This window comes from Streptosporangium fragile (genome assembly GCF_039534445.1).
Classification (GTDB): Bacteria; Actinomycetota; Actinomycetes; order Streptosporangiales; family Streptosporangiaceae; genus Streptosporangium; species Streptosporangium fragile.
Genome location: NZ_BAAAVI010000036.1, coordinates 1 through 12,136 on the forward strand (window position 1 = coordinate 1; position 12,136 = coordinate 12,136).

Annotated in this window: 9 protein-coding genes; 4 read left to right on the top strand and 5 right to left on the bottom strand. The window is 68.3% G+C overall.

Annotated features, from left to right (window positions below):
* Window positions 1–191: 191 nt before the first annotated feature.
* On the bottom strand, window positions 192–416 hold the full coding sequence (locus tag ABD841_RS23130) for a hypothetical protein (RefSeq protein WP_344975489.1): 225 nt from the start codon (window positions 414–416) through the stop codon (window positions 192–194).
* Complete coding sequence (locus ABD841_RS23135) at window positions 413–838, bottom strand: ATP-binding protein (RefSeq protein WP_344975492.1); 426 nt, start codon at window positions 836–838, stop codon at window positions 413–415. The genes ABD841_RS23130 and ABD841_RS23135 overlap by 4 nt, the downstream gene beginning before the upstream one ends.
* Before the next feature lie 383 nt (window positions 839–1,221).
* On the opposite strand from ABD841_RS23135, the gene ABD841_RS23140 reads away from it, so the two are divergent.
* From ABD841_RS23140 to ABD841_RS23155, 4 genes are all read left to right on the top strand, one after another.
* Window positions 1,222–2,073, top strand: a complete 852-nt coding sequence (locus ABD841_RS23140) for a helix-turn-helix domain-containing protein (protein WP_344975495.1) — start codon at window positions 1,222–1,224, stop codon at window positions 2,071–2,073.
* Between the two features lie 11 nt (window positions 2,074–2,084).
* The gene (locus ABD841_RS23145; RefSeq protein WP_344975498.1) at window positions 2,085–2,288 is read left to right on the top strand and encodes a DUF397 domain-containing protein; all 204 of its coding nucleotides are present in this window, start codon (window positions 2,085–2,087) and stop codon (window positions 2,286–2,288) included.
* A 228-nt stretch (window positions 2,289–2,516) separates the two neighbouring features.
* Window positions 2,517–2,717 carry a DUF397 domain-containing protein gene (locus ABD841_RS23150; RefSeq protein ID WP_344975501.1) on the top strand — a complete coding sequence of 67 codons (201 nt, stop codon included), beginning with the start codon at window positions 2,517–2,519 and terminating at the stop codon, window positions 2,715–2,717.
* A 23-nt stretch (window positions 2,718–2,740) separates the two neighbouring features.
* Window positions 2,741–2,941, top strand: coding sequence for a DUF397 domain-containing protein (locus ABD841_RS23155; RefSeq protein WP_344975504.1), 201 nt, complete (start codon window positions 2,741–2,743; stop codon window positions 2,939–2,941).
* 557 nt (window positions 2,942–3,498) lie between these two features.
* Here ABD841_RS23155 and ABD841_RS23160 read toward each other — a convergent pair.
* From ABD841_RS23160 to ABD841_RS23170, 3 genes are all read right to left on the bottom strand, one after another.
* The gene (locus ABD841_RS23160) at window positions 3,499–4,536 is read right to left on the bottom strand and encodes a DUF6461 domain-containing protein (protein WP_344975507.1); all 1,038 of its coding nucleotides are present in this window, start codon (window positions 4,534–4,536) and stop codon (window positions 3,499–3,501) included.
* A gap of 447 nt (window positions 4,537–4,983) precedes the next feature.
* Complete coding sequence (locus tag ABD841_RS23165) at window positions 4,984–9,132, bottom strand: Eco57I restriction-modification methylase domain-containing protein (RefSeq protein ID WP_344975510.1); 4,149 nt, start codon at window positions 9,130–9,132, stop codon at window positions 4,984–4,986.
* Entirely contained in the window at window positions 9,132–12,122 is a 2,991-nt protein-coding gene (locus tag ABD841_RS23170; protein ID WP_344975513.1) for a DEAD/DEAH box helicase, read from the bottom strand. The genes ABD841_RS23165 and ABD841_RS23170 overlap by 1 nt, the downstream gene beginning before the upstream one ends.
* Window positions 12,123–12,136 lie beyond the last annotated feature (14 nt).

A 12,136-nucleotide genomic window follows, 5' to 3' on the forward strand; every position in this document is an offset into this window, starting at 1 on the left:
GCGCAGAGTCCCCGGCGTCGAAGCGCGTCTTCGGCGGAGACGCCGGGGAGTCCACGGAACCGAGCGGCCGTGTGCGCCACCGGTGCGATCGCCGCACCGGTGGCGTTTCCATGCTCGCGTCGAACGGTGAGAAGCACGCCGGCCGGCGGGAAACACCGAGAATCAGCCGTCCGGCAAGACCGTGGTCGCGGTCAGTCGTGGTTGCCCGGCGGACAGAGCGGACTGCACAGCACATCGACCCAGACGTCGGCGACCGGCGCGGTGACCCGCTCGGCGACGTCGGCCGGGATCGCGCCGCCCATGACGTCGTCCCAGATCATGCGTACGGCGGCGGCCAGCGTGACAATGCGGGTGCCGCACCCCGCGCAGACGCGCACGTCGCCGTGCGTGTCCAGGATGGACAGCGGGCCGCTCACCGGGATCTCCACTCCGCGCAGACGAACCAGACGGTCTTGCCCTCCGGCGCGGGCTCGACGCCCCACCGGTCGGCATAGGCCGCGACGATCGCCAGCCCGCGCCCGCGCTCCTCGTCCGGACCGGCCGCGAGGAGAGTCGGCCACGCGGCGCCGCGGTCGGTCACCTCACCGCGTACGCTCCGCCCGCGCCGGGACAGCGAGAAGGTCACCGGCGACTTCGCGTGCACGACCGCGTTCGTCACCACCTCCGAGACGACCGTGGCCACATCGTCGGCCAGGGCGGGCAGGCCCCACGCGGCAAGGACCTCCCGCGCGAGCCGGCGCGCGGTGCCGACCGTCTCGGGGTCGGCGGGCAGTTCCCAGCACGCCTCCCAAGTGTCATCGCTTATGGGGGGCGGGGGGATGGGGTTAGGGTTCTTCATAGGTCAGGGAGCTCCGAGTTCCTGATCCAGTCCTCGGGCGGGTGGTTGCGTCACCCACCCGAGGACGCCGGGGGTTGTCACCGCTCGCCGACTACTCGTCTTCCTCGTCGAGCAGGTATGAGCACATTGATCAGTGGCATCCGCAGCGAAAGCGGAGACGTGATGCTTACCGTCGCCGCTCCCCCACTGGACAAACCGGCCTGGAACTTCCCAGCCTGACCGCCATATCGACTTTCAGTGCCATAACGCCCACTCTCCGTAGCCGGAGCGGCTAGCCTCATGATGCCTTCGATCACCCTTAAATGGCAATACCTAAAATTGGCAATACCCATAGATGTGTTATGTGCGAATTGCCCCGATAAACGAAAAGAGAGGAATTACAGGTGGCATATAGCCCCACGGTCAGGAGAAGGCGCCTGTCCAACGCTTTACGCCAGTTCCGCGAGACCGCAGGTCTCGACTCCAAAGAGGCCGCACGACGACTCGGATGGCAGCCCAGCAAAGTGACCCGGATCGAACGGGATGAGTGGCGGCGTCCGACCATCAACGACGTCATGGATCTGCTCGACGTCTATGGCGTGACGGACGAGACCAGGCGACAGGCCATCATCGCCCTGGCACGGGAGAGCCGTCGGCGTGGATGGTGGGAGGAAGAATTCAAGGACATCCTGGGTGGAGCACTCGTCGGCTTGGAATGGGAGGCCTCGGAGATCCAGACCTTCGAGGCGATGCTGATCCCCGGCCTGCTCCAGACCGCCGACTACGCCAGGGCGGTCTTCAAAGGCGGACGGGTGATGGAGAGGGGCGATATCGAACGCCTCACCGAGGCGCGCCTGGCCCGCCAGCGGATTCTGGATCGCGAGGACCCGCCCAGCTTCTGGGCCGTGATCGACGAGGCCGCGCTCCGCAAGCAGGTCGGAGGCCCCGCCGTGATGCGTGACCAACTCCACCACCTGTGCCGGATGGCTGAACGCCGAAACGTCGGCATTCAGGTGCTCCCGGATGCGGTCGGCGCACACACCTCGATGACCGGCGGATTCACGATCCTCGACTATCAGGCGCCCGAGGACCCGAGCATCATCCATGTGGAGGTCGGCGCGGCCGGTGATCTTTTTCTGGAGAAGCCGGGAGACGTGGCCCACTACCGGAAAAGCTACGGCTACCTCCGCGCGTCCGCACTGAGCGCGGATGCGTCGGTGACGTACATTGAAAACCTGGCCGAACACCTTAAATAAGGGCGGAAACTATGGAACCCATCCGATCCGGTCTTGTATGGCACAAATCCTCCCTCAGCTCGGCAGAAGGACAGAACTGTGTCGAGGTCGCGGCACTCCCCGGCGGCGGCCGGGCCGTACGGGATTCCAAGGACCCCGGCGGACCCGTCCTGACGTTCACCCCGGACGAATGGCACGCGTTCATCCGAAGCGTCAAGGATGGTGCGTTCGGCTGACGGCCTCACATCATGAGAGGGCGGCCCCGGCAGCCACCAAGCCAGGGCCCCACCTCTACGACCAGCCCGGCTGCCATCACTCCCCTCTCATCAAGCAACCGCCTGTACGGCGTGGGGTAGACAGAGCCAGAACCCTGGTACGCGCCGGACATCAGAATCCTTGGTCCAAGCGGTGGATACGGCTCGCCGCAGGATCCATCAAAATGATCGACGGATTGTGAGGCACCGATGGACCTGGCCGACGCCGAATGGCGCAAGAGCACACTCAGCCAGGGTGGCGGCAACAACTGCGTGGAAGTCGCCCGGAACCTTCCCGGCATCGTCGCGGTACGCGACTCGAAGGCTCCTGACGGGCCAAGTCTGATTTTCACCCGCATGGAGTGGTCCACCTTCGTCGAAGGTATAAAGAGTGGCGGGTTCGACCAGTAGAAAACTCACCGAGGGCGAAAATCATGGACCTTGCTCAGCCCAATCTCACCTGGCGGAAGAGTTCCTGTTCCGGCTCGGGTGACAACTGTGTCGAGGTCGCGGCGCTCCCCGGTGGTGGCCGGGCCGTACGGGACTCCAAGGACCTCGACGGGCCCGTCCTGACGTTCACCCCGGACGAATGGCACGCGTTCATCCGAAGCGTCAAGAACGGCGCGTTCGGCTGACCGACCCACGCGATACGGGCACCGCTGCGGCGAGCCGCTGCGCCAGGGCTTCCATCTCGGCGAGCAGCCCGGCCGGCGGTGAGCACAATCGACAGCGGCTTTGGCCCTGCTCACAGGTCAGGTCAACGCCGGTGAGTTAAGGAATCTGCGGGGGTGGGAGGCGTTCTCATTCGCATCGGGTGCTGTTTGACCTGGCACGAGTTGGCGCGATTCGGGATCCGTCATTCCGTTCTCGCGAGGAGAGAACGGCACCTACACCGGAGCCTTCACCATCCTCTCCTTCATCCATGAGACCGACCCCGATGTCGCCTTCGCCGATTCCGTCGCCGGCAGCATCTTCATGGACGACGCCCGCGACCCACTCTGTGCCAGGCTCAAGTGGGACATGCAGCAAGGAAGTTCCCAGTGTGGCATGAGTAGGGCGAGACCCGGAGCAGCTCCGCCAGGCCGCAGCCGGGGAGAATACCGAGCAGTAGCCGTCCACCGTGCCGAACGCCCTCACCCGTCTCAGGTGAGGGCGTTCATGTTTCGCGGCGTGGTGGGCGGGCCGTGCCAGGTCAGCCGAGGATTCGGCGTAGGCAGTTGCCCAGAATGACGACGGTGGCCTTCTGGGCATCGGTGAGATGACCCATATAGGCATGCTCGGCAACCTTGCGCGAGGAGTCCACGAGATCACTCTCCAGCCCGTGCAGGACCACCTCAGCCGCGCGTAGACGGAGAGCGTCTTGCGGGCGGGAGCTGCACCGCAGATCGTCGCGCAGCGCCCAGATGTGGCGGCGTGCCCGGATCCGTTGGCCGGCGGTGTCGGCGTCCTCGTTGGAGAGGACGGCCAGGGCCTCCTCCACCGAGGGATGACCCAACTCGGAGCCCTGGACGACTGACCGGACCAACAGGTAACGGATCCGGGGAATCGCCGTCAGGGATGGATCGCGCACGATCGCGCTGATCTCTGGGTCTTGCAGTATCGGGTGGTCACGGTACTGCTCGGGGACGATGTCGTCGGAGAGTGGGGATGCGACGAGCAGGCGGATGTGGCTAGTGTCCAAGAGCCACTCTTCGGTGAGACGCTCGCCCGTGATGCGCTCGGCAAGAACCAAGGCTGCGGCCTGGCGGGCCAGGCGGTCGTTATCTCCGGCCGCGACCATGATCGACGCCGCATCCGCGATAGGGAGGGCGGCAAGGTCCTCACCGGACTCGGCACCCAGGTTGTGGGCGATGACCGGCGCACCGGCTGCGGCGTAGGACAGCAGGTCGGCGTTAGGGCCGTTGAGCAGGACACTCACCGCCCTGCCTTCCGCCGCGAGCACTCGAAGGACCTCCGGCCTGGTCCCCTCGGCCCCGTTGGGCTCGACCACAAGGGTCCACCGGCCGACCTCGCCGGCAACCAGCACGGGCAGCACGCCGGGGATGTCGGCGTCGTATTGCTCGATCTGAGCGTCTTCGACGTTCATGGCCTCCCCCGAGTCGGGATCAGCGCCGAACGCCCGCACCACCGCGCCGAAGTCCGGCAGATCCGACCAGGTCAGGCAGGTGGAACCCTCGGCGAACCAGGCCGAAACGAGCTCACCGTAATGAGCGAAGTCATTCTGCAGCATGCGCCATTGTCCAGCAGAAGACGGAGCTGGCGGGCGATTGCAGAAAGCGCCCGCCAGCTACGCGTCAGCCTTTACCGGGAAGGCTGGCCGCTGTAGGTCTTCACATAGAAGGTGTCTCCGGGAAGGACCCGGTATCACTGCCAGAAAGTGTTCTGTGACGCTCCTCCTGCGGTGTTCGATTTCTCCGTGATCAGCTTGATCGAGGGCCCTGTCCGACGAAGGGCTGCTCACCCGGGGACTTCGCGCCGTGACCACCCACCACATGATCTTGCATTGGAATCGGCTCGGCCTTCCCTACCAAGCTCAGGCAAACATGGCGTTGGCCGCGAAAGAAGTCATATTCGGCGACTGACCGGTGCACCCCGCCCGCCTCCGCTCCTCCTCGTCAGACAACCGCCCATACGTCGCGGGGTGGGCGAATCTGGAACTCGGGATACGCGCCGAGCGTCAGACTCCTTCGTCTTTCCGAGTGGCGGGTACGGCGCGCGCTGCGGGGTGGCGGGGGCCGTGGCCCGGGGGCGGGGTGAGCGGCGAGACGTAGTTCTCACCGTCGACGAGCGGGGTGGCCAGGCTGACGCCGGCCGGGGCCATGCGGTCGTACTCGGCCAGGACGAGGTCCTTGGTGCGGTACGTGCCGTACTTGGTGATCTCGTTGTTCTTGAGGCCGCCCGAGTCGGACTGGAAGGTCTCCAGGATGTAGTCCACGTCGGGGCGGTCGATGCCGTAGAGGTGAAAGAAGTAGGCGTCCAGCTCGGCGCGGATCTGGGCGCGGCGGGCCTCATCCCACCGGAAGGGGGCACCGGAGTCGCCCAGGTCACGGGCGAGTCCGGCCATGTCGTAAGCGGTGTAGACGAGCTCCAGGACGCGGGGCGTGATGAAGGGAGTGTGCGGCCCCAGCATCAGGGGGGTGGGGACGGGAAGCTGCTTGAGGGTGATCCGCGTGAGGTGGATGCCGCCAACCTTCTGCCGCGCAACGTAGTCATAGACCAGAGAGCTCTGCGCCGCGATGAGAGCCGTGGCCAAGTCGGAGCCGACGAACGGCAGCATCAGGGGGAACGTGTAGCTGATCGCCGCGCGTGGTAGGAAACCGGCAATGGCCGTGCGCTCGTCGGTAGAGCGGCAGACGTCCCGGCATCCTGTGAGCCAGTCCTTGTACCAGCCAAGTTCCTCCAGACGCCGGGCGACACCCGGAACCTTCACCTCTTTTCTGTTGCGGACGGTTGGGATCAACCCATTCTCCGCGATCCAGTAGCGCGGATCGGCCACAGCCGCGGGATCCTGCTTCTCGGAGAGGGAAAGACGGCGGCGATCCTCGTTCCCCGTGCCGAAGTAGGAATTCCAGCGATGGTCGTAGAGATGGGCCATCTTGCCTTCGTAGACAGGGAGCATCCGCTCCTCGCCCCGAACGAAGACGTTCCCGTATAGGAGCCAACCGTCGGCGTCCAACTCCTCGCGGGTGCGGAACAAGTCGGAGTCATCGGTCATGTTGAAGTGGTTCTTGAAGACAACGCTCCAGTGGTTGCCCCCCTGCCGCTTCTCATTCCACAGCACCGGGATACGGCGATAGATAGCGGCGGTGAGGTCGGCGTCGCGTCGGCTGCGGAAAATGGGCAAGGTACCGGTGTTGGGGTTGATAAGTGCGATCTCTTCCGGACTGAGCGCGAAAACGCGGTCGGCGTCGTCGAGGTCAACGGTGTCTTCGAGGAAAAAGGCGAACTTCGCCGCCGGTTCGCGCAGGTCCCGGCCGGTCAGCGAGAGCAGGCAGAACTTGTAGCTGGAGTGCACGCCGACGAACAGCGGCTTGCGGTTCTCGAAGTCGTACAGGGAGGCGATGGCGCCGCGCCGGGTGAGGTCGCTGAAGAGGTGCTGTGCCCCCGCGCCTGTCGCGATGGCCGTCGGGATGATGCACCCGAAGCGGCCCCTGGGCGCGACGATGGCCGCGAAACGCTCGGCGAAGAGCTGGTCGGTCTGGAGTGAGTTGACGCCCTTGACCGTGAGCCCTTTGCCGCACAGGGGGAACACTCCCGAACCGCCCGCGAAGAGGAACGTCGACTTCACCTTGCGGCGTTCGGTCCAGTAGTGCTCGCCCGCCTTCGTGTTCTCCTTCGCCCACTCGGCGATCCGAGTCCGTCGCGCCAATCCGGAGATCGCGGCGATCGACGGCTCGACGACGCTGAAGTACTTCTTGTCCTCGAAGTCGACCTTGTCCCAGGGCGGGTTGCCCAGCACGCAGGAGAAGCCGCCCGCCCAGCCGGTGGCCGGGTCCACGTCCGCGCCGGTGTCGCCGTCCGGGACCACGAAGACGTCGGGGAAGGCCAGGTGCCAGTGGAAGAAGCGGTACTGGTCGCGGAGCCGCACGATCTCTTTGCGGGTCTCCTCCGAGGCGGCCGCGGCCCGCGGGTCCTGGAGGGCGCGGAAGACCTTCTCGGTGATCGCGGGCGGCGCGTCCTTGGTCTTGTGCCACATGAACGCCGCGCACCAGGCGTCGGCCACGGACACGGCGTGGGCGTACGCGGCGGAGGTCTCCCACGTGCGATAGTCGGCGGCCTGGTCGTGAACCTCCGCGAGCGTGTCGGACGGGGCGGCGGCGATGCGGCGCAGTTCGACGGCGAAGGCGGTGTTGGCCACCTTCGTCTCCGTGGCCACGTCGAACAGCGTTTCCTGTCCCCCGCGTTCCTTGTCGTTCTGGTTCTCCAGGAACTTCGCGAATCCGGTGTCGTCCCCCTCGACCGGCTTGAACGCCTTGTTCGGGATGCCGCCGCGCATCAGCGTGGGTGTCGCCCCGATCAGCGCGTTGCCGTGTTTGATGTGCGCGTCGAGGAACCCGAGCGGCTTGCCCGGCTCCAGGGCCTCCAGCCAGAGCGAGACCTTGGCCAGCTCGACGGCCATCGGGTTGAGGTCGACGCCGTACACGCAGCGGGCGATGACCTCGTGCAGGGCGTGGCGGACCGCGTCGAGGGTGGGTTCCGGGTTGCGTTCCCGTACGGCGGCGACGCGCTTGGCGATCCGGCGGGCGGCGGCGACGAGGAAGTGGCCGGAGCCGCAGGCCGGGTCGCAGACGGTGAGGGACAGCAGTTCGGCGACGATGCTCTCGGCCGGGTCGGGCTCGCCCGCGGCCGACGCCTTCCGCTCACCGCGCTCGACCGCGTCGTCGATGACCGGGTCGAGGGTGGAGTCGAGCAGGGTCTCGATGAGGGAGCTCGGCGTGTAGTACGAGCCGGTCTTCTTGCGGTCGTTGCCGAGGCGGTTGACCAGTTCGAAGGTGCTGTCGACGGCGCTGTGCTTGGGGACGAGTTCGAGGAGCGACTCGTAGATGGAGCCGAGCTCCTCCGAGCCCATGTTGCGGTAGTCCACCTGGCGCCAGCGGGCCGAGTTCACGTCGCGGACGCGGGAGAGGTGGCGTACGGCCTCCAGCAGGTAGGCGTTGGAGAGGGACAGGCCGCGCAGCGGGGCGTCGGCCCCGGTGTCGTCGAAGAGGCCGCCGAGGCCCGGCAGGCCCAGTTTCCGGTGGCCTTTCTCGTTGCCGAGCGCGTCGAGGACGATCCGCAGGGACTGGTAGAGGTCGGTGTGCGCGGTGCCCCGGCGGCGGTTCGCCTGGCGGCGTAATCGGGCGGAGGAGAAGTAGGTCGCGTACCTCCGGCGGGCCTCCTCGTCGGCGTGGGGGTGGTGTAACGCGTCCCGGTCCTCGGCGACGAAGAGGAAGATCAGCCGGTAGGCGAGGCGGAGCAGCGCGGCGTGGAAGGCGTCCACGTCCAGGTTCTTGCGGAGGTTCGCGTTGGCGGGGTGCTTGAGGAAGCCGGTGCCGAGCGTGGTGATGGCCTTCTGGACCCCGTCGCGGTGGTGGTCCAGCGCCCGGGTGCCGGAGTCGATCGCCTCGATGCGCCACTTCTCCAGCCAGCACGCCGACGGTGCCGCGTCCTCCGCCACGTCGAAGCGCGTGACGTGCAGCACCCGGTACAGCAGGACGAACTCGCTGAACAGCTCGCCGTCGAAGATGGCCTCCAGGTCGAACTCGACGTACGAGGCGGTGGCGAGCGCGCTGGAGTCACGTAACAGGCGCAGCCGGCGGCCGTTGGTGAGGACGCCCCACAGGTGGGCCTCGGCGCGGTTGAGGCACTCCTGGACGAGGGACTGCGGCGGGATCGTGCCCGCGCCACCGGGACGCCTGTCCAGGGCGGCGTTCCACGCGGCCAGGTGCACGGGGACGTGGTTCCAGCGGTGGCTGATCGGGAAGGTCTTGCCGCCGTCGTCGGAGGCGATGCCCGTCGCCCCGATCGCCGTCAGGCGGCCGAAGCCGAGCTCGGCGAAGAGGGGTTCGAGCCACTGTGTGATCGCGAGGCCGGTGGGGTCGGCCGGGGTCTCGGCCTCCGGGGCGGCGGGGAGCTTCTCCCGTAGTTCCTTCCAGACCGACTTGAGGTAGTCCCAGTGGCGCTCGGCGTCGTCGCGTACCGAACGCGAGCCGACGACGCGGTAGTCGGCGGGCAGTGAGCCCTTGACGTCCTTGCCCTCGGAGATGCGGACCAGCATGTCGGCGGGGAGGAGACCGCCGACGGTGTGGACGGCGGAGAAGACCTGGTTGCGGGTGACGGCGGACATCAGGCGGCTCCTCCGGCGGCGGGGGCCGCGGTGGAGGCGGCGGCGTCGGACACGGGCAGGTAGACGTAGACGCCGAGGACGTCGGCGGGTTTCTGCGTGACGACCTCCAGCCCGCGGACGATCTCGCCGGAGGCGCTGCGGACCCGGCGGTGGGAGTCGAGGAGTTCCAGGCGGAGCTGCTCGCCGTACTCCTCCAGGTGGGTGGCGACGGCGGGCAGCCCGCCGAGGACGCGGCCCATGGTGCGCTCGCCGAACGCGGGGTCGGTGTTCTCGTCGGCGGTGGCGTCGAGCAGCGTCAGGGCGTCCTCCGCGGGCAGCCACTCGGCGTTCGCGGGCGAGCCCCGGAAGGCGAGGAGGCGGGCGTCCTCGGCGACGAGCTGACGCTCACCCACCCGGGAGGGCAGGGTGAGGTGGAAGCGGTAGCGGACCAGGAGCAGCGTGGTGCGGGTGCCGACGGCCCTGGTGCGGACCACTCCGCAGCGGCGGGCCGGGCGGCGACGGGTAGCCCGGTCGCCGGGCTCCCCGCCGTCGGGTTGATTTTCGAGGGCGGCGTTGAGGACGTAACCGGCGAGCGCGCCGACCACCGGGTCGGTGCGGACCAGGGCGGCTTCCCCGCGCGCCACCGCCGCCGTCGTACGGAACGGGATCGGGCGGCCCGGGTCGACGGCGCCGCCTCCGGCGACGGGGGCGAGGCTGTCGCGGAGCCCGGCGGGGGTGCCGCTCACGTCCGCGGTGAAGTCTCCCGTGCCGCCCGTGTCGTCGCGCAGGACCCCGTCGAGGGCGGTCAGGGCGTGCCGGACGAAGTCCCGGATCTCCCCCGCCCGGCCCAGGGCGTCGCGGATCGCGGCGACCTCGCGGGCGACCTCCTCGGGGTGGATGGAGCGCTGGGCGAAGCGGGAGCGGGACGTCTTCTCGCGTTCCGCGGCGGAGTTCCACTCCGCCTCCAGCGCGGCGGCCTTCTCGTCGATCGCCCTGAGCTCCTCAAGGCCGAAGAGAGCGTCCTGCCCGCGGTGGACCTCCCGCTCACGGCGCCGGTTGCGCATCAGCAGCCATTCGACGATCGCGTCGGTCACCCCGGAGGAGGCCGCGTCGGGGACGGAGACGGAGATGCCCAGGTCCTTGCGGATCTGGCGGTGCTTCTCGATGAGGACTTCGAGGACCTTGCCGTCGATGCCGTTGTCCTCGCCGTACAGGGTGATGACCTTGACGATGTCCCTCTTCTGGCCGTATCGGTCGACGCGGCCCTCGCGCTGGTCGTGGCGGGTGGGGTTCCAGGCGAGGTCGTAGTGGACGACGGCGTCGAAGTGGTGCTGGAGGTTGACGCCCTCGGAGAGGCAGTCGGTGGCGACCAGGACGCGGCGGGCGGCGGGGTCGTCGCCCGCCTCGTCGGCGAGTTCCTCGATGCGCTGCAGGCGCTGCTGCGGGGAGAGGGTCCCGGTAACGGCGCGCACGACGGTCTTCCTGCCGAGCTTGCCGTCCAGGTGCTCGGCGACGTACTCGGCGGTCGGGATGTAGCGGCAGAAGACGATCGGGTGGTAGCCGTCGGCGAGCAGCGCCTTGAGGTGCTTGGTCAGCGCCGCCAGCTTCAGGTCCGCGGCCGTCCCCTCCAGCCGGGTCGCCCGGTCGGCCAGTTCCGCGAGCCGCGCGCCCGCCTCGCCGGTCTCCGCGCCGGGGGCGACGTCGAGGCCTTCCAGGGTGTCGCTGTCGGCGGAGTCGCTGGTCAGGGGGGCACCGAGCTTGTCGGCTTCCTCGGCGGTGGCGGCCGTCGCGGCGGCCGAGCGGGTGCGCAGTGTCTGGGCGGCGGCGCGCGGTGAGGAGACCAGGGAGCGCAGGAGCGCGATCGCCGACCACCAGGCGATCCGCGCCTCGCGCTTGCCCCGGTCACCGGCGGCGGTCACCCGCTCGCCCGCGTAGGCGATGGCGTCGTCGAGGAGGGCCCGGTAGGCCGGGGAGAGCCTGTAGGTCTCGTCCTTGAAATGCCGGTCCGAGGGAAACGTGGTCTCCTCGGCGAGGCCGTTGTCGGCCAGGCCGTCGTTCACGGTGAGGAACTGGCGCACGTCGGCCCGCTTGCGGTGCACGAAGTGCGCGGCGAGGAGCTTGCGGCCCTCCTCCGAGGCGAGGTCGACCTTCGTGAGCTCCGGCCTGACCAGGCCCAAAAGGTTGCGGAAGGCGCTCTCCTTGCCGCTGTGCGGGGTCGCCGTCACCAGGAGCAGGTGACGGCCGGGGTCGGCGGCGACGCGTTGGAGGAGCTCGTAGCGCAACTGGTTCTGCACGGAGCTGTTCTCGTCGGCGGCGACGCAGGTGTGGGCCTCGTCGACGATGACCAGGTCGGGGCAGTGCTTGACGAAGTCGTCGCGGTGACGGGTGGACTTGATGAAGTCCGTGGAGACCACGACGTGCGGGTGCCTGTCGAACAGGGACTGGCCCAGGTCGAGCCCGCGCTCCAGTTTGGAGACCGTGGAGGCCAGGACCAGCTCGGCGTCGATGCCGAACTTGGTGCGTAACTCCTCCTGCCACTGCTCGGCCAGCGCGGGCGAGCAGAGCACGGCGAGACCGCGCGCGCTCCCCTGGGCGAGGAGCTCGCTCGCGATCAGGCCGGCCTCGACGGTCTTGCCGATGCCGACGTCGTCGGAGATCAGCATCCGTACGGTCTTCTGACGCAACGCCATCATCAGCGGGACAAGCTGGTAGGCGCGGGGCTCGACGGCGATCCCGGCGAGTGAGCGGAAGGGGCCGGCGCCGGAGCGGAAGCCGATACGCAGCGCCGAGCGGAACAGGCCGGCGGCGCGGTGGTTGCCGAGGTCGGCGGGTGACGGGGGCGCGAACTCGGCGCTCCTGACCTCCTCGAAGGCCGGGAAGACGGCCGCGATGTCGTCGTCCGCGCCTCCCAGGGGGCGCAGGACGAGCATGTCGGAGGCGCTCTCGGGCAGTACGACCCAGTCGCGGCCGCGGACGGAGACCAGGGAACCGGTGGCGTGGGAAGTCGTCATCGGGGGGAGTGAGT

Excerpts from the sequence above, each read along its gene's own strand:
- ABD841_RS23160 (WP_344975507.1), bottom strand. The coding sequence starts at position 4,536 with ATGCTGCAGAATGACTTCGCTCATTACGGTGAGCTCGTTTCGGCCTGG.
- ABD841_RS23145 (WP_344975498.1), top strand. The coding sequence starts at position 2,085 with ATGGAACCCATCCGATCCGGTCTTGTATGGCACAAATCCTCCCTCAGC.
- ABD841_RS23150 (WP_344975501.1), top strand. The coding sequence starts at position 2,517 with ATGGACCTGGCCGACGCCGAATGGCGCAAGAGCACACTCAGCCAGGGT.
- ABD841_RS23165 (WP_344975510.1), bottom strand. The coding sequence starts at position 9,132 with ATGTCCGCCGTCACCCGCAACCAGGTCTTCTCCGCCGTCCACACCGTC.
- ABD841_RS23155 (WP_344975504.1), top strand. The coding sequence starts at position 2,741 with ATGGACCTTGCTCAGCCCAATCTCACCTGGCGGAAGAGTTCCTGTTCC.
- ABD841_RS23170 (WP_344975513.1), bottom strand. The coding sequence starts at position 12,122 with ATGACGACTTCCCACGCCACCGGTTCCCTGGTCTCCGTCCGCGGCCGC.
- ABD841_RS23135 (WP_344975492.1), bottom strand. The coding sequence starts at position 838 with ATGAAGAACCCTAACCCCATCCCCCCGCCCCCCATAAGCGATGACACT.